General features: G+C 65.3%; 15 protein-coding genes. 7 read left to right on the top strand and 8 right to left on the bottom strand.

Features of this window, described 5'->3' with window-relative positions; all coding sequences use genetic code 11:
* Positions 1-51: 51 nt before the first annotated feature.
* From JQ586_RS01925 to JQ586_RS01910, 4 genes are all read right to left on the bottom strand, one after another.
* Positions 52-1,362 carry an ABC transporter substrate-binding protein gene (locus JQ586_RS01925; protein WP_212392784.1) on the bottom strand — a complete coding sequence of 437 codons (1,311 nt, stop codon included), beginning with the start codon at positions 1,360-1,362 and terminating at the stop codon, positions 52-54.
* A gap of 155 nt (positions 1,363-1,517) precedes the next feature.
* A complete protein-coding gene (locus JQ586_RS01920) occupies positions 1,518-3,077 on the bottom strand; it encodes an MDR family MFS transporter (protein ID WP_212392783.1) in 1,560 nt (519 codons plus the stop codon).
* A 108-nt stretch (positions 3,078-3,185) separates the two neighbouring features.
* Complete coding sequence (locus tag JQ586_RS01915; protein WP_212392782.1) at positions 3,186-4,364, bottom strand: HlyD family secretion protein; 1,179 nt, start codon at positions 4,362-4,364, stop codon at positions 3,186-3,188.
* A complete protein-coding gene (locus tag JQ586_RS01910; protein ID WP_249147191.1) occupies positions 4,357-4,836 on the bottom strand; it encodes a MarR family winged helix-turn-helix transcriptional regulator in 480 nt (159 codons plus the stop codon). Before JQ586_RS01910 ends, JQ586_RS01915 begins: the two co-directional genes overlap by 8 nt.
* Positions 4,837-5,007: 171 nt before the next feature.
* Between JQ586_RS01910 and JQ586_RS01905 the strand changes: the two genes are divergently transcribed.
* Both JQ586_RS01905 and JQ586_RS01900 read left to right on the top strand, forming a co-directional pair.
* Positions 5,008-5,493 carry a Fur family transcriptional regulator gene (locus tag JQ586_RS01905; RefSeq protein ID WP_212392780.1) on the top strand — a complete coding sequence of 162 codons (486 nt, stop codon included), beginning with the start codon at positions 5,008-5,010 and terminating at the stop codon, positions 5,491-5,493.
* Positions 5,494-5,717: 224 nt separating this feature from the next.
* On the top strand, positions 5,718-6,674 hold the full coding sequence (locus tag JQ586_RS01900) for a DMT family transporter (RefSeq protein ID WP_409334456.1): 957 nt from the start codon (positions 5,718-5,720) through the stop codon (positions 6,672-6,674).
* Between the two features lie 653 nt (positions 6,675-7,327).
* Here JQ586_RS01900 and JQ586_RS01895 read toward each other — a convergent pair.
* The gene (locus JQ586_RS01895; RefSeq protein ID WP_212392779.1) at positions 7,328-8,203 is read right to left on the bottom strand and encodes a sulfurtransferase; all 876 of its coding nucleotides are present in this window, start codon (positions 8,201-8,203) and stop codon (positions 7,328-7,330) included.
* A 260-nt stretch (positions 8,204-8,463) separates the two neighbouring features.
* Between JQ586_RS01895 and ispG the strand changes: the two genes are divergently transcribed.
* The 3 genes from ispG (at position 8,464) to JQ586_RS01880 (ending at position 12,174) form a co-directional block, all read left to right on the top strand.
* On the top strand, positions 8,464-9,753 hold the full coding sequence (gene ispG / locus JQ586_RS01890) for a flavodoxin-dependent (E)-4-hydroxy-3-methylbut-2-enyl-diphosphate synthase (protein ID WP_212392778.1): 1,290 nt from the start codon (positions 8,464-8,466) through the stop codon (positions 9,751-9,753).
* A gap of 136 nt (positions 9,754-9,889) precedes the next feature.
* On the top strand, positions 9,890-10,783 hold the full coding sequence (locus tag JQ586_RS01885; protein ID WP_212392777.1) for a TauD/TfdA family dioxygenase: 894 nt from the start codon (positions 9,890-9,892) through the stop codon (positions 10,781-10,783).
* A gap of 50 nt (positions 10,784-10,833) precedes the next feature.
* Positions 10,834-12,174 (top strand): Rieske 2Fe-2S domain-containing protein, encoded by a 1,341-nt coding sequence (locus JQ586_RS01880; protein ID WP_212392776.1) that lies wholly within the window; start codon positions 10,834-10,836, stop codon positions 12,172-12,174.
* A 15-nt stretch (positions 12,175-12,189) separates the two neighbouring features.
* Here the strand turns inward: JQ586_RS01880 and JQ586_RS01875 are convergent, their stop codons facing one another.
* Together JQ586_RS01875 and JQ586_RS01870 are read right to left on the bottom strand one after the other, a co-directional pair.
* Entirely contained in the window at positions 12,190-13,797 is a 1,608-nt protein-coding gene (locus tag JQ586_RS01875) for a Na+/H+ antiporter (RefSeq protein ID WP_212392775.1), read from the bottom strand.
* Between the two features lie 99 nt (positions 13,798-13,896).
* Complete coding sequence (locus JQ586_RS01870; RefSeq protein WP_212392774.1) at positions 13,897-14,271, bottom strand: nuclear transport factor 2 family protein; 375 nt, start codon at positions 14,269-14,271, stop codon at positions 13,897-13,899.
* A 101-nt stretch (positions 14,272-14,372) separates the two neighbouring features.
* Here JQ586_RS01870 and JQ586_RS01865 point away from each other — a divergent pair, with 101 nt between their 5' ends.
* Both JQ586_RS01865 and JQ586_RS01860 read left to right on the top strand, forming a co-directional pair.
* Positions 14,373-14,807, top strand: a complete 435-nt coding sequence (locus JQ586_RS01865; protein ID WP_409410948.1) for a GFA family protein — start codon at positions 14,373-14,375, stop codon at positions 14,805-14,807.
* A gap of 197 nt (positions 14,808-15,004) precedes the next feature.
* Entirely contained in the window at positions 15,005-16,864 is a 1,860-nt protein-coding gene (locus tag JQ586_RS01860) for a caspase family protein (RefSeq protein ID WP_212392772.1), read from the top strand.
* Here JQ586_RS01860 and JQ586_RS01855 read toward each other — a convergent pair.
* Complete coding sequence (locus JQ586_RS01855; RefSeq protein ID WP_212392771.1) at positions 16,861-17,541, bottom strand: DUF1345 domain-containing protein; 681 nt, start codon at positions 17,539-17,541, stop codon at positions 16,861-16,863. The two genes, JQ586_RS01860 and JQ586_RS01855, sit on opposite strands and share 4 nt — an antisense overlap.
* Positions 17,542-17,550 lie beyond the last annotated feature (9 nt).

The raw sequence follows: 17,550 nt of genomic DNA, 5'->3' as shown, positions 1-17,550 counted from the left end.
CTCTTGCGGGGAGAGGGTTGGGGCAAGGGGCGGGACGAGGCAGGGAAAACCCTACGCCGCGTAGATCGAGCTCTTCGGCAGCGGGAACACCGGGTCCTGTGTCCTGATGTTGGTCGGCCACACCACCGAGATGTGCTCGCCGGCGTTCTGCATCACGACCGGCGTCGAGCGCTCGTTCTGGCCGGCCATCGGCGTGCCCGGCGGATAAAATTTGACGCCGTAGCCCTGGATGGTGCCGCCCGGGGGAATGTCGACGTCGAGCGCGGCCTTGCGGATCGCCTCGGGCTCGAAGCTGCCATACTTCTCCTTGGCGACCGGCAGCACGTTGTTGAGCAGGATCCAGGTCTGGTTGAAGCCCATCGAGCAGTGCGGCGGCACCTCGGTCGCTTTGGTCTTTTCGCGGAAGCGCGTCACCATGGCCTTGGTGAGGTCGCCGATCCCCGGCGCCAGCTTGGCGGGATCGAGCAGTTGCGCGGGCACCGGATCGATGTTGCAGAAATTGTCGATGTCGGCGGCGAACGTCGCGCGCAGCTTGTCGAGCTGGCTGTAGCCGGCGCCGGCGCCGAACAGCATCTTGAACTTCAGCCCGCTCTCGCGCGCCTGGCGCAGGAACAGTGTGATGTCGGGGTTGTAGCCGGCATGCGAGATGACGTCGGCCTTGGCGCGCTTCAGCTTGGTGACCAGCACCGAGAGGTCGGGGGCCGATGCCGAATAGCCCTCCTTGAGCACGACCTGGAGTCCGGCTTCCTTCGCGAACATCTCGTCGGCCGCGGCGACGCCGACGCCGTAGGGACCGTCCTCGTGGATCAGCGCGACCTTGACGTCCTTGGGATCCATGCCGAGCTTGGCCTTGGCGTGCTCGGCGAGGAAGCCGCCGAACGCCTGGCCATACTGGTCGGAATGGATCTGCGCGCGGAACACGTATTGCAGGTTGCGGTCCTTGAACACCGCGGTCGACACCGCGGTGGTGATCCAGAGGATCTTCTTGTGCTGCTCGACCTTGGCGGCCAGCGGCACTGCATGCGCGCTGGAGAACACGCCCTCGATGATGTCGAGCTTCTCCTGGTTGATCAGCCGCTCGACCTCGTTGATCGCGACGTCGGCCTTGCTCTGGGAATCGACCTTGACGGTGGCGATCTTGTACTTGCCGCCGATGCCGCCCTTCTCGTTGCACATCTCGATCGCGATGTCGTTGCCGATCGAGGAGGCGACCGAGCCGCCGGCGGCGAACGGGCCCGTCATGTCGTAGACGGTGCCGATGCGCACCGTTTCGGCCTGCGCCTGCGCCCGTGTCCAATCGAAGCTGAATGCGGCGGCGGCAGCCGCGGAAGTCTTGAGCAGCGTCCTTCGTGACGTCGGCATCGCGTCCTCCCCATTGCTATCGTCATTTATGACGTTTTTTTGCTGGTTTTCCGGGAGTATTGGGAGCGCGCGGCGGAAAGTCAACGCGATTGCGTCTCGCCTCTTGGTAGGGGGAGGCGTGCCTGATTCAGCGTCGTCCCGGCGAAGGCTTGGTCCTACTCCATCACCGCGGCATGATCCGAGGCGGCGGCGGTCTGCTGGCGGAGCGCCGCCTTGGTCGAGCCGATCATGATCGCGAGCGGGATCGAGACCAGGATGAACAGCATCACCAGCATGTAGTCGTGCGAGAAGGCGATGATCTGCGACTGCGCCGCCACCATCTTGTCGGCCATTGCGCGGCCGGCGTCGGTGTTGAGGTTCATCATGCTGGCGACATCAGGCATCTGCAGCGCGTGGTTGAACGGATTGATCTGCTCCGACAGTTTTGCGTAGATCCGCCGCCCGCCCTCGGTGAGCTGCGCGATCACGATCGAGATGCCGGCCGAGCTTGCGACGTTGCGCAACAGCGTCAGCATCGAGGTGCCGTCGGTGCGCAGCTGGCCCGGCAGGGTCATGAACGACACCGTCGACAGCGGCACGAACACGAGGCCGAAGCCGAAGCCCTGGAAGATACTGACGACGATGATCTCGGGCGCCTGGGTCATGTCGGTCCAGCCGGTCATCCGGAACAGCGAGGCCGCGGTCAGGCTGAGGCCGGAGATGATCAGCGTGCGCGCCTCGATATAGCGCATCAGGCGGCCGACCAGCATCATCGCCACGAAGGTGCCGAAGCCGCGGCTCGCCAACAACAGGCCCGCGGTGATGATCGGATAGCCGATCACGTTCTGCAGGTAGGGCGAGGACAGCGCCATGGTCGAGTACAGCACGAGGCCCATCACGGTCATGAACACGCAGCCGCCGAGGAAGTTCTTGTCCCTGAACAGCGCGAACTGGATGAACGGCCGCTCCGTCGTCAGCGAGTGCGCGAGGAAGAAGTAGAAGCCGATGCCTGCGACGATGAACTCGATCATGATCTCGTTGGATTCCAGCCAGCCGAGCTGCTCGCCGCGGTCGAGCGCGAGCTGCAGCGAGCCGATCGCGAGCGCCAGCGCCGAGAAGCCGAACCAGTCGAACTTCAGATCGAGGTTCTGTTTGGTCTCGTCCATGAAGACGGCAAGGCCGAGCACGGTGAACGCGCCGAACGGCAGGTTGACGAAGAATACCCAGTGCCAGGAATAGGTCTCGGTCAGCCAGGCGCCCAGCGAGGGGCCCATGATCGGGCCCATCATCACGCCCATGCCCCAGATCGACATTGCCTTGGCGCGTTCATGCAGCGCGTAGGAGTCCAGCATCACGGCCTGCGACAGCGGCACCAGCGCGGCGCCGAACACGCCCTGAAGCAGGCGGAACAGCACCATCTGGTTGATGTCCTGCGCGAGGCCGCACAGCACGGACGCAATCGTGAAGCCGGCGGAGCAGATGATGAAGATGCGCTTCCGGCCGTAACGGTTGGCGATCCACCCCACCGGCGCGGTCATGATCGCGGCCGCAACGATGTAAGAGGTCAGCACCCAGTTGATCTGGTCCTGCGAGGCCGACAACGAGCCCTGCATGTAGGGCAGCGCCACGTTGGCGATCGTGGTGTCGAGCGCCTGCATGATCGTCGCCGTCATGGCGCAGATCGTCACCATGTTCCGGCGCAGGCCGGGGACGGCGGATGGTGACGGTGCGGTCATTCAGTTCGGTCTCGCTTCGTCTTGTCGAACATGTCGGGAATCACCTCCCGCGCAAGCGGGAGTGGGAGCACACAGTCTTCGCGGCCGCTGATGCGACCGGATCCCATCCTATTCCTGGTCGTGATCCTGATGCGCAGCCGCCGGCGCGAGGCCGAGCAGGCCGGCCAGCGAGCGGCGATGGTTGGTGTCGATGGTGGCATAGACGCTCATGCCCGCCTTCAGCTTCCGGACGAACGGGTCGTCCTTGTCGAGGTAGATGCGGACCGGAACGCGCTGCACCACCTTGACGAAATTGCCGGTGGCGTTTTGCGGCGGCAGGATCGCGAATTGCGCGCCGGTACCCGGCGAAAGCGAGCCGACCGTGCCCTTGAACAGGTGGTTGGGGAAGGCGTCGACGTCGAGCTCGACCGGCTGGCCGACCGCGACATAGGTGAAATCGCTTTCCTTCGGATTGGCGTCGACCCAGGGATGTTCGACGTCGATCACGGAGAACACCGGCGAGCCCGCGGCGACGAAACGGCCGAGCTGGATCTGGTCGACCTGGGTCGCGACGCCGTCCATCGGCGCGCGCAGCACGGTGTGGTCGAGGTTGCGCTCTGCGTCGTCGAGCTTGGCCTTGGCCTGGGCATAGGGCGGGAACTTTTCGACCGGCAGATCGACATTGCCGAGCAGCTGCGTCTTGGCGTTGGAGATCTGCTGGCGGATGTATTGCGCCAGGCTCTCGGCGGTGACCTGCGCGTTGGCGGCGTTGTCGAGATCGAGCTGCGAGCCGAAATTCTGCTTGGCGAGCGTCGACTTGCGCTCGACGTCGCGTTTCTTCAGCTCGATGCTCTGCTCGGCGAACTGGAGCATCCTGGTGTTGATCTTGATGTTGTCGACCAGATTGTCATAGCTCGTCCGGGTCTGGTCGAGCGCCGCCTTGGCCTGGTCGACGGCGAGGCGGTAAGGCACCGGGTCGATCTCGAACAGCTCGTCGCCTTTCCTGACGTGTTGGCCTTCCTTGACGACGATCTTGTCGATCTTGCCAGAGATCTCGGGCGTGATCAGCACCTTCTGCGCACCGACATAGGCGTCGTCGGTGCCGACATAGCGGCCGCCATTGAGATAGAACACGAGGCCGCCGATCGCAGCGATAACAGGCAGAACGACGAGCAGCAGCACGCGGCGATAGCGACGCAGGCCGGCCATCAGGCGACGGCGCGGCGCGCGGCCGGCCTTAACCGGGGGAGTGTGCTCTCCCGGATTGCTCTTCTGCTCAGGCGCGAGTTTGAGGATGGGTTCAGCCATAGCGCTGTTCCTTTCGCGAGGGCTCGCTGGCTGGGCTTTGGATGGCATTGCGAACGTTGTCCTTGATCTGGTCCAGTTGGTTGAGCAGGCGATGCGCGTCCGCCGGGCTGATGCCCTCGAGCGCAGTCGCCGTGAGTTCGGAGCGGAGGCCGGCCAGCTTGCCGAGCAAGGGGCGCGCAGCCTTCTTCAGGTAGAGGCGGTTGACGCGGCGGTCGTTCTCGTCGCTGCGGCGCTCGATCCAGCCACTGTCGCAGAGCTTGTCGATCAATCGCGTCAGGGTGATCGGCTGCACCTCGAGCTGCTCGGCGAGCTCGGTCTGCTTCATGCCCTCGTTGCGCTCGACCTTGGCCAGCACGCCCCACTGCGCGCGGGTGATGCCGTAACGCGCAGCCTCCTTGTCGGCGTAGACGCGGATCAGGCGGAACACCTCGCCAAGCGTAAACAGAAAGTTCGCGTCCACGGAACCGCGCATGGGAAATCCTGCCTCCATAAGCTTGCGATATTATAAGCTTGCTTATGGTTTCTTCATGGCGGGTTAACGGGAGGCTGCCCCGCACCGCGCACATGGCTTGGGCGGCTTTGGGCGAACAAGCGTGCCCGGCGGGCTTTGGGAACGGGCCCAAAAATGCTACATTCCGGGCAAATGAGCCTCGCGAAGCCGACGTTTCCTGCCCCCGATCATGATCACGGCCGCTGTGCCGCTGATGCGATGACCCATGCCGAGCAGGTTTGCGCCCGCCGGGGCCAGAAATTCACCCCGATCCGCCGCCAGGTGCTGCAGGCGCTGTCGTCCAGCCACCGCCCGCTCGGCGCCTATGAGGTGATCGACGAATTGGCCAAGTCGATGCCGCGCCCGGCACCGATTACCGTCTACCGCGCGCTCGACTTCCTGATGCAGAACGGCCTCGTCCACCGCATCGAGAGTCGCAACGCCTTCCTCGCCTGCGCGCATGACCACGACGAAACCTCGATGGTGGCGTTCCTGATCTGCGACCATTGCGGCTCGGTCGGCGAGATTCCGGCCGCTCCCGTCGCGCAAAGCCTGACCGCGGCGGCGCGGGCGTCGGGGTTCATCCCAAAGCTCTCCGTCGTCGAGATCGCCGGCACGTGCGCGCATTGCCAGAAGTGATGCGGGATGGGTTCGGCTAACCGGCGCCGCTTTCGAGTCACCTCGCCCCGCCTGCGGGGAGAGGTCGAAATTCGCGCCAGCGAATTTCGGGTGGGGGGCTCTCCGCACACTCTCTCTCGAATTTGCGGAGACGGCCCCTCACCCCAACCCTCTCCCCGCAAGAGCGGGGCGAGGGAGCCTAACCAACTGACAACAACACGGCGCCAAGCCGGCCGCGAGGAACCATGTCGACCCAAGTGATCTCAGCCAACCCAACCCGCCCCGTCAGCGTCGGCCACGGGCTGCCGCCCGGCGCGATTGCAGTGATGTTGATGCTGTGCGTGAGTTGGGGCTTCAACCAGGTCGCGGTCAAGCTTGCGCTGCCCGACGTGCCGCCGATGCTGCAGGCGATGATCCGTTCCGCTTGCGCGCTGCCGGTGATGCTGCTGGTCGGCCGGCTGCGCGGCGTGAAGTTCTTCGAGCGCGACGGCACGCTGCAACCCGGCCTCGCCGCCGGGCTGATGTTCGGCCTCGAATTCGTTCTGATCTTCTTCGGGCTCGTCTTCACCTCGGCCTCGCGCGCAGCCGTCTTCCTCTACACCGCGCCGTTCTTCGTCGCGCTCGGCTCGCACCAGTTCCTCGGCGAGCGCCTGAGCAAGACGCAGTGGAGCGGGCTGGCGCTGAGCTTTGCGGGCGTTGCCCTCGCGATCGGCGTGCCGCAGCCGAATGTCGATGCAAAGGTACTGCTCGGCGACCTCATGGTGGTCGGCGGCGGCGCGCTGTGGGCGGCGACCACGCTGGTCGCCAAGGGCACCGCCCTGCGCAAGGCCGCGCCGGAAAAGGCGCTCGGCTACCAGGTCGCGGTCTCGATCCCGATCCTCGGGCTTGCGTCCTGGATCGCGGGCGAGCGCATCACGCATATGCCAGGCGCGCTGTCGCTCTCGCTGCTGGCCTACCAGTCGATCTGGGTGGTCGGCTGCACCTTCGTGATCTGGTTTGCGATGGTGAAGACCTATTCGCCGAGCAAGCTGTCGGCCTTCACCTTCATCACGCCGCTGTTCGGCGTGGTCGCAGCCTATCTCGTCATGCACGACACCCTGACCCCGGTGTTCGGCGTCGCCGCCCTGCTGGTGATCGCCGGTCTTTATCTGGTCAACAAGCCCGACCCCAAGGTGACGCCGGACCCGAACGTGCCGGCGTGAACTCTTGTTGTCAGCCTGGCGCGCGTGTCGGAACGATGGTGAGGCGAGCACGCTAGTCAGGTATCCGCCGGTGCCTTCCTGACGTGCCAATCACTGATTTGCCCGACGGGGCAAGCCCCCATTGCAAAAATATTTCGGTTTATCGTAATGGCAAATCAGTGTATGGATTCATCCGTCTCACCCGGATGAGGGGCGAGCGCACGTCACGAACGCGCGGTGGGATGCGGTGGACGTTGCATGCGTGACTGACGAGAGCGAATGCAGCGGACGGCGAAATCGTGCAGGCCTGACGCCCTGGTGGCAGGTGTCTCATCAGCGAGGGCAATGTCTCTCGCTGGCGACGGTGACAAGCAAGCCCAGTCTCGCCGGGGAGAGCACGTATAAGCCGTAACCCATCGCGCAGGGAAAGCCGGATTGCTCCGGTTACACCTGTGGTCCTACCCCGGTGCTACCTTTTTTGCACCGGGCCCATGGGTGCGATCGGCACCCGGCTTTCCCTGCGCCCTCTATTCAAGGAGAGGGCGAATGAATGCAAAAACTCGGACGGTTCATGTCGCGAGAATGCGGGCTTATGACTCACAAGCCGCGCAACACATTCGATGTCGTCGCGGCCTTCGCCGGGACGACAGATGGAGAGAGCCTGCGCGCCTCCGCTACCCCGTCTCGATCGGCAGCGACGCGTCCTTGGCCCATTCGCCCATCGAGCCGTCGTAGAGCGTGAGGTTGTCGTAGCCGAGCCGATGCAGCTGCAGCAGATCGATGGTCGCGGAGATGCCGCCGCCGCAATAGGCGATGACGCGCTTGTCTTTCGTGATGCCCTGTGCCGCAAAAGCCGCTTCGGCATCCGCTGCCGAAGCAAAGGTCTTGCGCTTGGGATCGATCAGGGTAGCGGCCGGCACGCTGACGCTGCCGGGGACGCGGCCCGGCCGGCCGTAGCGGCTCGGCTCCAGTCCCTTGAAGAATTGCGGGCCGAGCGCATTGACGATGACGGTGTTGCTGTCCGCGGTTGCCGCGAGCACGTCGTGCTTGTCGACGAACATGCCGGGCCGCGGCCGCGCCGTGAAGGTTGCCTGCGGATAGCCGCCGGCAAGGCCGGTCTCGATGTCACGGCCCTCGGCGGTCCATTTGTCGATGCCGCCATCGAGCACCGAGGCGCCGTCGAAACCCAGCGCGCGCAGCATCCACCAGAACCGGGTCGCCCACATCGCGGTTCCGATCGAATACAGCACCACGCGGTGATGCGCCGAAATGCCGTGGCGGCCGAACGCCGCCTCGAGCTGGCCGACCGGGGGCATCATGAAGCGCAGCTCGGTGCGGGGATCCGAGAATTCGGCCTGCAGATCGAGGAAATTGGCGCCCGGAATATGCACGGCCTCGAATGTCTGGCGGCCGGAAACGACGATGTACGGAACGCCGCTGCCTTCGGGCGCCGGCTCCAGATAGGTTGTGCAGTCGAACAGCCGAAGATCCGGCCGGGTCAGGATCTCGGCGAGTTCCGCCGTGGTGATCAGCTCGCGATGGTCTGCCATTGGACCCCTCCGACGAGTTTTCTTAAACCAATGCTAAGATGCCCCGGCGCACATGAAAAGCCGCGACTTTGCCCTTTGAATCATCGAAATCCGGTCCAATATAGCTGGTCATGCAGGACGCCGTTGCATGGCTTGCGTTGCGGCCCAATCGGCGGCATAAGCTTTTGAATTCACTCCGGAAACCTGCCCCCTTGGCCAGCAGTCGCGCAGGCCCCCGTCCCCCTTGGTGAATGTCACCAAAACCTGATATTCGAGACGCCATGAACAAGCCCGAGATTTTGCCGCAGGACGACATCGCAGGCCCGAAGGCCCGGCACCAAACCACGCAAGTGATGGTCGGCAACGTCGCCGTCGGCGGCGGTGCGCCGATCGTCGTGCAGTCGATGACCAACACCGACACCGCCGACGTCCAGGGCACCATCGCCCAGGTCGCGGCGCTCAGCCGCGCCGGCTCCGAGATGGTGCGCATCACCGTCGACCGCGAGGAGGCGGCCGCCGCCGTGCCGCACATCCGCGACGGCCTGCGCAAGATGGACATCACGACGCCCCTGATCGGCGATTTCCACTATATCGGCCACAAGCTGCTCGCCGAGTATCCCGATTGCGCCGAGGCGCTCGACAAGTATCGCATCAATCCGGGCAATGTCGGCTTCAAGAACAAGCGCGACACGCAATTCGCCGACATCATCGAGATCGCGAACAAGAACAAGAAGCCGGTGCGCATCGGCGCCAATTGGGGCTCGCTCGACCAGGAGCTGCTCACCAAGCTGATGGACGAGAACACCGCTTCGCCGAATCCGCTGGATGCCCGCGCCGTGACGCGCGAGGCCATGGTGCAGTCGGCGCTGCTGTCGGCGGCGCGCGCCCAAGAGCTCGGCATGCCCAAGAACAAGATCATCCTGTCGGCAAAAGTGTCCGCCGTGCAGGACCTGATCGCGGTCTATCAGGAAGTCGTGCGCCGCTCGGATTACGCGATCCATCTTGGCTTGACCGAAGCCGGCATGGGCTCGAAGGGCATCGTCGCCTCCTCGGCCGCGCTCGGCATCCTGCTGCAGCAGGGCATCGGCGACACCATCCGCATCTCGCTGACGCCGGAGCCCGGCGGCGATCGCACGCTCGAGGTTCAGGTCGCGCAGGAATTGCTGCAGACCATGGGCTTCCGCACCTTCGTGCCGCTGGTTGCTGCGTGCCCGGGCTGCGGCCGCACCACTTCGACCACGTTCCAGGAGCTGGCGCGCTCGATTCAGGATTTCATCCGCGACGAGATGCCGGCCTGGAAGACCAAATATCCCGGAGTCGAGCAGCTCAACGTCGCCGTGATGGGCTGCATCGTCAACGGTCCCGGCGAATCCAAGCATGCCAATATCGGCATCTCGCTGCCTGGCACCGGCGAAGCGCCGGCCGCGCCCGTCTTCGTCGACGGCAAGAAGTTCCGCACCCTGCGTGGCCCCGGCATCGCCGCCGACTTCAAGGCTCTGGTGATCGACTATATCGACCAGAAGTACGGCAGCGGCGCCAAGCTGCCGGAGAGCGCGGGGGCGGCGGAGTAAGCGGCGCAGTGATCGTAGCCCGGATGGAGCGAAGCGAAATCCGGGGACACTGCCGCCATGCATGGGCTGATCCCGGATTGCGCTTCGCTCCATCCGGGCTACGATGGTCAAAACAAGAACCATCGGGAGACCGCCCATGAGCTCTTTGTCCGGCAAGCAGGGCCCGCGCTATCGGCACGCTGCCGACTCCACCGAGCCCTTCGAGACCATCGGCGTCGAAAAGCTGACGCCGATCATCGGCGCGGAAATCTCGGGCGTCGATATCGGCAGGCTCGTCGATGACGAGACGCGCTCCAACCGCCAGATGGACGAGATCCACCGCGCGCTCGCCGAAAACCTGGTCATCTTCTTCCGCGACCAGCACATCACCCCGCAGCAGCATCTCGCCTTCGGCCGCAAGTTCGGCGAGCTGCATGTGCATCCGGCCGCGCCGAACGAGGGCGATCCGGCGCTGATGAGGATCCACGCCGACAAGGATTCCCCGCGTGCCAATGGCGAGGGCTGGCATAGCGACGTGTCCTGCGACCTCGAGCCGCCGATGGGCTCGATCCTCTACATCAGGCAGTGCCCTCCACGCGGCGGCGACACGCTGTTCGCCAACATGTATGCGGCCTATGAGGCGCTGTCGGATCGCATGAAGGCCTATCTGGATGGTCTCACGGCGCTGCATGACGGCGAGCAGACCTATCGCGGGCTCTATGCCAATTACGGCGTCGCGGACAAGCAGAGCTATCCGCGCGCCGAGCATCCCGTGATCCGCACTCATCCGGTCACCGGCAAGAAGGCGCTCTACGTCAACCGCGGCTTCACCCGCTTCATCCTGGGCATTCCCCGCGACGAGAGCGACGCCGTTCTCGCCTATCTCTACCAGCACGCCGAGAACCCGCTGTTCCAGTGCCGCTTCCGCTGGACCGAGAATGCGATCGCATTCTGGGACAACCGCTGCGCCCAGCACCGCGCGATGTGGGACTACTGGCCGCACACCCGCTCGGGCACGCGCGTGACCGTGAAGGGAGAGCGGCCGGTGTGACGGATTGCGGCACTACGAACTGAGACAAGAACAATATCGGGAGGTCGTCCATGCTTCGCGCAGAAGACAACAAGTTCCTCACCGAGTCAGGTGAAGGGACAGGCATGGGCGAGCTGCTGCGCCGGTTCTGGATCCCGGTGCTGCTCTCCGAAGAGCTGCCGGAGCCGGACAGCGATCCGAAGAAGATCGTGGTCATGGGCGAGGAGCTGCTTGCCTTCCGCGACTCGCGCGGGGTGGTCGGCGTGATCGACCAATACTGCCCGCATCGCGGCGCCAATCTCTGGCTCGGCCGCAACGAGGAATGCGGCATCCGCTGCGTCTATCACGGCTGGAAGTTCGACACCGACGGCCGCTGCGTCGACATGCCGACCTCGTATCCCGACCTCAACGCCAAGGACCTGATCCGCATCAAGTCCTATCCGGTGCGCGAATGGGGTGAGATGATCTGGGCGTATATGGGCCCCGTCGAGCTGATGCCGGAATTGCCGGCGCTGGAGATGGCGTTGCTGCCCGCATCACACCGCTTCGTCACCAAGAAGTGGCAGGACTGCAACTGGGTGCAGGCGGTGGAAGGCTCCATCGACACCGCGCATTTCACCTTCGCGCATCTCTCCTTCGAGAAGGAGGAGAACGAGATCCTCGACATCAAGAAGCACTTCATCAACCCGCTGACCCGGGTCGCGACCGATCACATGCGCTGGATCGCCGAGGATCCGCGGCCGGTGATCAAGATCAATCCGCATGACGCCGGGCTGACGGTCGCGGGCGGCCGGCTCACCGGCTCCGACAACATCTACTGGCGCATCGCCCAGTTCCTGATGCCGTTCCATTCATATGCGCCGAGCTCGATGCCGGGCGAGAACATGTTCGGCCAGACCTTCGTGCCCGTGACCGACACCAATTGCTGGATCTACACCTATGCGTGGAATCCCGACCGTCCGCTGACCGAGGCCGAGCGCGAGGGATATGCCAATGGCAACGGCGTGATGGCCGTCGTCGACGCGAATTACGTGCCGCTGCGCAACAAGGGAAACGACTATCTGATCGACCGCAAGCTGCAGCGGACCAGGAGCTATACCGGCATCAAGGGCGTCTCCGAGCAGGACGCCGCGGTGCAGGACAGCCAGGGCCCGATCGCCGACCGCACCCGCGAGCATCTCGGCCCGACCGATCTCGGCATCCTGCACTTCCGCAAGCTGGTGATGGATGCCGCACGCGCGCTTCAGAAGGGCGAAGCCCCGCCGCACGCCGGTCGACAGGATCGCTACACCGTGCGCTCCGGCGCCTGCGTGACCACCAAGACCAAGGACCTCGCCGCGGTCATGATCGAGCGTTTCGGTGATCCCGCGGGGTTCGTCGGTGGTCCGGGGCAGAATGCCGCCGCGGAATGATCACCACTGTCGGGGCTACAGCGGAATCCGCCGGTACTCGCGGTTGGCGAGGCTCGCCTCCTCGAGGTCGAGATCGCGCTCGATACGGCGGCGCGACTCGTCGGTGATCTTGCCGTCGCGCAGCAAGGCATGGATGAACCTGCGTTCCGAGGCGATCAACTCGCGTGTCAGCTCGGTGCCGGTCGCGGAGACGTCGTGCCTGTCGGGATCGAGCGTGTCGGGCAGCTGGTTGATGCGGATCTCGTGCCGGGAACGCAGGAGCTTCACCACCTCGTCGGACAGTTCGCGGTCGTCGGTGATGGCGTCGAGCGATTTCAGCGCGGCCGCCAGCGCCTCGCGCCGCGCGGCGATCTCCTGCTCATGCTCGGCGATATCCTCGCTGCGTCCGTCGCTGGCAAGGCCGAGCCAGCGCACCACCGGCGGCAGCCCGAGGCCGAGCCCGACCAGGGTGACGAAGATCACGCCGAAGGCGACGAACAGGATCAGGTCGCGGTACGGGAACGGATCGTCATTCGGCAGTGTCAGCGGCAGGGCGAGCGCGGCGGCGAGCGAAACCGCGCCGCGCACGCCGGTGAAGGCCACCACGAACACCGCGCGCCAGGACGGCAGCGGATCGCGCTCGCGCACGCGGGAACTGATCCAGCGCGGCAGATAGGTGCCCGGAAACACCCAGAGGAAGCGCGCGACGATCACGATGACGGCGACCAGCGCGGTGGCGGCGAGGATGTCGTCGAGCGGGAACGCCTTCGATTTCTCGAACAGCGATCGCATCTGGAAGCCGGTCAGCAGGAACAGCAGGCCCTCGATCAAGTAGATGATCAGGTCCCAGAAGAATATCCCCTGCAGGCGGGTCGCAGCCGAGATCAGCAGCGGCCCGTTCCAGCTCATATAGAGCCCGCAGGCGACGGTTGCGATCACGCCGCTGCCGCCGAAATGCTCGGGAATCCAGTAGGCGAGATAGGGCGTGATCAGGGACAGCGTGATCTCGACCTGCGGATCGTGGGCGCGCCGGCGGGCGCGCAGGCTGAGCCAGCCGACGCCTGCGCCGAACAGCACCTCGCTGATGACGATGACGAAGAAGGTGCCGGTGGCCTGCGGCAGCGAGAACAGCCCTGTCGAGATCGCCGCCACCGCGAAGCGGTAGAGGATCAGCGCGGTCGCGTCGTTGGCGAGGCCCTCGCCCTCGAGCACCACCAGGATCCGGCGCGGCATTCCGAGCTTGCGCGCGATCGCCAGCGGCGCGACCACGTCCGGCGGCGCGACAATGGCGCCGAGCAGGAAGCCGACGTTCCAGGGCAGGCCGATCAGATAGTGCGTCGCAGCCGCGACCATGAAGGCGGTGAAGATCACGCAGCCGACCGAGAGCAGGATGATCGGCCGCAGGTTGGCCTTGAATTCGCGCCAGCTCATCGCGACGCTGGCCGAATAGATCAGCGGCGGCAGCACGACCAGCAGCACGAGTTCCGGCGGCAGCTCCAGCGAGGGAATGCCCGGGACGAAGGCCAGCGCGATGCCGACCAGCAGCAGCAGGATCGCCGGCGCGACATTGACCCGGCGCGCCAGCAGGGCGGTTCCCGCCAGCACGCCCAGCAGGATGAGAAAGATCTGAAACCTGGCTTCCATGACCGGCTCAATTCGCCCGGAAATCCCCGCCAGTCAATGCAGCCGGCGGCCGCCGGCCGTTCCGGTCATGGCACAGGGCCGTGGTCCAGGCGATTGCAATCAATCGCGCAGGTCGTAGCGATAGGACTTCGAGACGATCTGCCAGCCGTCGGCGAGCTTCATCGCCACCAGATAGTCGGTGAAGTAGCGCGGCGGCAGCTGGCAGCGCACCTTGATGAAGGCGGTGTTGTCGTCGGAGCGGTCGATGGTGACGATGAAATCCTCGCGTGGCTTGCCCTCGGCCTTCGCCGAAGGCCGTTTGCGCACCCAGGCGAGCCAGTCCGGCACCGTCAGGACCTTCAACTCGCCCTTCTCCACCCAGCGCAGGTCGGCGCTGGGATGGAAGGCCGCGCCAAGCTTGTCGGCGTCGCCCTCGTAAAGGCCATCGAAATAGGTCTGTACGACGCTTTCGACGCTGGATCGTTCGTTGCTCATGGGCTGGGTCCTCCCGGCAGGATCATGCTCTGCTAGGATTAAGCCATGAAGCGCCTGACCGCGCCATGGGCGGCGGCAAAATTCCGCGTGAGGAGCGCGCCGTGAATCAATCTGCCAATCCGAACGTCCGCATGCTTGCCGGTGAATGCTACTGCCGCGCCGTGCGCTATCAGGTCGCAGACGCATTTGCCTATGCGCTCAATTGTCACTGTTCGAACTGCCGGCGCACCACGGGTTCCGCGTTCAAGCCGTTCGCGGGGATCGCGCGCGAGGGGCTTGCCGTCGCCAGCGGCGCCGATAACCTGATGATCTACGGTGAGGTGGATGCCCACGACGCGCATTGCCGCCATTGCGGCTCGCTGCTCTATTCGGTCGTGCGTGACGGCGCCTTCGTCCATGTCACGATGGGCACGCTGTGCGATCAGCCATCGATCCGGCCGAGCGCGCATATCTTCGTCGGCTCCAAGGCGCCGTGGTATTCGATCACGGACGACCTGCCGCAATTTCAGGAGCATGTGACGCGGCCGGCGGAATAAATCCGCGTCGGGCCAGTTCGTGCTCCCAGGCTGCTCCATTTGCGCCATGGCGGCGCGAACCAGCCGCCGAATTCGCCGACTAATGATCAGGTGGTATGGTCTGCCGCCGCGGATCGTGAGGCGCCTCACAATGACCGGCGCCCGTTTCTGATAGTCAAGTCAGTGTGCCAGGGATGGCGAATTCTGGAAGCGCAGCCATGGATAGGCCTAAAGGCTCTGGATTGCATCGATTTGTTGTTGCCGTCGCGGCCGTGCTGCTTCTCGCATGCCAGCCGGCCTTCGCCGAAAAGCGCGTCGCGCTGGTGATGGGCAATTCCGCCTATCAGAACGTCGCGGCGCTGCCGAACCCGGTCAACGACGCGTCCGTCATGGCGTCGACGCTGAAGGCCGCCGGCTTCGATTTTGTCGACTTCCGCCGCGATCTCTCGGCCGTCGAGACCCGCCGCGCCCTGCGTGAATTCGGCGACCACGCCCGCGATGCCGATATCGCCGTGGTCTATTACGCCGGTCACGGCATCGAGGTGGACGGCGCTAACTACCTGGTCCCGGTGGATGCCAGGCTGGAGCGCGATACCGACGTCTACGACGAGGCGCTGTCGCTCGACCGCCTCCTGGTGGCGATCGAGCCGGCCCGGAAATTGCGGCTGGTGATCCTCGATGCCTGCCGCGACAACCCTTTCGCCAAGAGCATGAAGCGGACGCTGGCGACGCGTGCGATCGGGCAGGGCCTCGCCAAGGTCGAGCCGACCAGCCCGAACGTCCTGATCGCCTACTCCGCGAAGGCCGGTTCCACCGCGGCCGATGGCGACGGCAAGAACAGCCCGTTCACGCTGGCACTGTCGAAATACCTGCCGACGCCGGGCCTCGATGTCCGCCGTGCCTTCGGCTATGTGCGCGACGATGTGCTGAAGACCACCAACAACCGGCAGGAGCCGTTTGTCTATGGCTCGCTCGGCGGCGAAGACGTGTCGCTGGTTCCCGCGCCCGCCAAGCCCGCGCCCGTTGCCGCTGCGCCGGCCGCGGCGGCGCCCACGCCGCAGTCGGAGGCCCGCCGCGACTACGAGCTCGCGCTGCAGATCGGCAACAAGAGCGCGATGAACGCCTTCCTGGCGCAGTACCCGAGCGGCTACTACGCAAGCCTTGCCAGGCTGCAACTCGAGAAGTTCGCCGCGGAGGACGCGCGCGTCACGGCCACCGAGAAGGCGCGGATCGCCGAGCAGGAGCGGGCGCGGCTGGTTGCCGAGGGCGCGCAGAAAACCCAGCAGGCCAAGGCCGAGGCGGACGCGAAGGCTGCGGAGCAGGCGCGGCTTGCCGCCGAGCAGGCCAAGCAGGCCGCCCAGGATCAGGCCGCGGCCGCCGAGCAGAAACGACTCGCCGCCGACAAGGCTGCCGCCGGTCAGGCCGCGGCAGCTGTGCCGCCGCCTGCGCCCGCCGACAAGACGACGACCGTCGCGGCACTGACGGCCGGGTCGCCGCAAGCCGACATCGTCAAGTCCGTGCAGACCGAATTGCGCCGCGTCGGCTGCCTGACCACGGCCGCCGATGGTGACTGGAACGCTGCCTCGCAGCGATCGCTGGCCCAGTTCAACCGCTATGCCGGCACCAGGCTTGATGCCAGGACCGCAAGCCTCGACACGCTCGACGCCGTGAAGCTGAAGCAGTCCCGTGTCTGTCCGCTGGTCTGCGAGCACGGATACCGGGCCGATGGCGACCGTTGCAGCAGGATCGTCTGTGCTGAAGGCTCGTTCCTCAACGACGACAATGAGTGCGAGAAGCGGCGCGAGAAGAAGCCGGCTGCTAAGCGCGACACCGACGACCGTGCGCCGCGGCGCGAGCGCGCCTTGCGTCCGGAGCGAGAGCCGCCGGCGCCGTCAGCGGCAATGCCGCGCCCGCAGGCGAGCGCGAGCGCAAGGAGCGAGGCTGACCGGGACCGCGGCAAGATCGTCTGCGACAACACCGGCTGCAAGCCGCTCCTGCACGGCTGTCATATCGAGTATCGCGGCGGCGGCGGCGTCCCGACCTATGCCGGCGTCGGCAATGTGCAGGTCTGCAATTAGATCGCGCTCGCCGCGATGTTCACCATCAGCGCCAGCAGCGCCGTGTTGAACACGAACGAGACGATGCCGTGCACCGTCGCGGTGCGGCGGATGATCTTGTCGGTGATGCCGACGTCGGAGACCTGCGCGGTCATGCCGATCACGAACGAGAAATAGACGAAGTCCCAGTAGTCGGCATCGGCATGCTCGTCGCCGCTCGGGAATTGCAGGCCGCCGGGCTTCTTGCCGCGGTAGAAATCGTGGGCGTAATGCAGCGCGAAGGCGGTGTGGACTGCGCTCCATGACAGCGCGATGGTGACGACTGCGATGGTGAGCGCCATCGGATTGCCCTTCGACGCGCCGAGCTCGGACACGATGGCCGCGAGACTCGCGAACGCGCCGAGCGCGGTCAGCAGCAGGATCAGGAAGCGCCCGTCATCCTGCACGATCGCGCGGCGCTTGATATGGCCGGCATCGCAGCGCAGCATCATCGCGTAGGCGAGCACGAGATAGAGCGCGGCGAACGCGTCCCAGCCGGTCAGCAGACGCGTGACCAAGCGGTGCGAATCCGGGACCAGCAGCGCGAACACAATGCCGACGGCGACCGAGACGAAGGTCCGCGGCCGCCCCACGACCACGCGCAGGGGCATCGGCAGTTTCCTGAAACGAACAAGGCGGTCGTTGAAGTCCTTGTCCATCGGCTGCCG

It is taken from the genome of Bradyrhizobium jicamae (genome assembly GCF_018130215.1).
GTDB classification, from domain to species: Bacteria; Pseudomonadota; Alphaproteobacteria; order Rhizobiales; family Xanthobacteraceae; genus Bradyrhizobium; species Bradyrhizobium jicamae_A.
The sequence above is the reverse complement of the archived record's forward strand: the minus strand, read 5'-3'. Positions and strand labels throughout refer to the sequence as shown.

What these genes read in the sequence shown, in the direction of transcription:
- JQ586_RS01880 (WP_212392776.1), top strand. Translation starts at nt 10,834, where the DNA reads ATGCTTCGCGCAGAAGACAACAAGTTCCTCACCGAGTCAGGTGAAGGG.
- ispG (WP_212392778.1), top strand. Translation starts at nt 8,464, where the DNA reads ATGAACAAGCCCGAGATTTTGCCGCAGGACGACATCGCAGGCCCGAAG.
- JQ586_RS01905 (WP_212392780.1), top strand. Translation starts at nt 5,008, where the DNA reads ATGAGCCTCGCGAAGCCGACGTTTCCTGCCCCCGATCATGATCACGGC.
- JQ586_RS01855 (WP_212392771.1), bottom strand. Translation starts at nt 17,541, where the DNA reads ATGGACAAGGACTTCAACGACCGCCTTGTTCGTTTCAGGAAACTGCCG.
- JQ586_RS01895 (WP_212392779.1), bottom strand. Translation starts at nt 8,203, where the DNA reads ATGGCAGACCATCGCGAGCTGATCACCACGGCGGAACTCGCCGAGATC.
- JQ586_RS01875 (WP_212392775.1), bottom strand. Translation starts at nt 13,797, where the DNA reads ATGGAAGCCAGGTTTCAGATCTTTCTCATCCTGCTGGGCGTGCTGGCG.
- JQ586_RS01920 (WP_212392783.1), bottom strand. Translation starts at nt 3,077, where the DNA reads ATGACCGCACCGTCACCATCCGCCGTCCCCGGCCTGCGCCGGAACATG.
- JQ586_RS01915 (WP_212392782.1), bottom strand. Translation starts at nt 4,364, where the DNA reads ATGGCTGAACCCATCCTCAAACTCGCGCCTGAGCAGAAGAGCAATCCG.
- JQ586_RS01925 (WP_212392784.1), bottom strand. Translation starts at nt 1,362, where the DNA reads ATGCCGACGTCACGAAGGACGCTGCTCAAGACTTCCGCGGCTGCCGCC.
- JQ586_RS01900 (WP_409334456.1), top strand. Translation starts at nt 5,718, where the DNA reads ATGTCGACCCAAGTGATCTCAGCCAACCCAACCCGCCCCGTCAGCGTC.
- JQ586_RS01870 (WP_212392774.1), bottom strand. Translation starts at nt 14,271, where the DNA reads ATGAGCAACGAACGATCCAGCGTCGAAAGCGTCGTACAGACCTATTTC.
- JQ586_RS01910 (WP_249147191.1), bottom strand. Translation starts at nt 4,836, where the DNA reads ATGCGCGGTTCCGTGGACGCGAACTTTCTGTTTACGCTTGGCGAGGTG.
- JQ586_RS01860 (WP_212392772.1), top strand. Translation starts at nt 15,005, where the DNA reads ATGGATAGGCCTAAAGGCTCTGGATTGCATCGATTTGTTGTTGCCGTC.
- JQ586_RS01885 (WP_212392777.1), top strand. Translation starts at nt 9,890, where the DNA reads ATGAGCTCTTTGTCCGGCAAGCAGGGCCCGCGCTATCGGCACGCTGCC.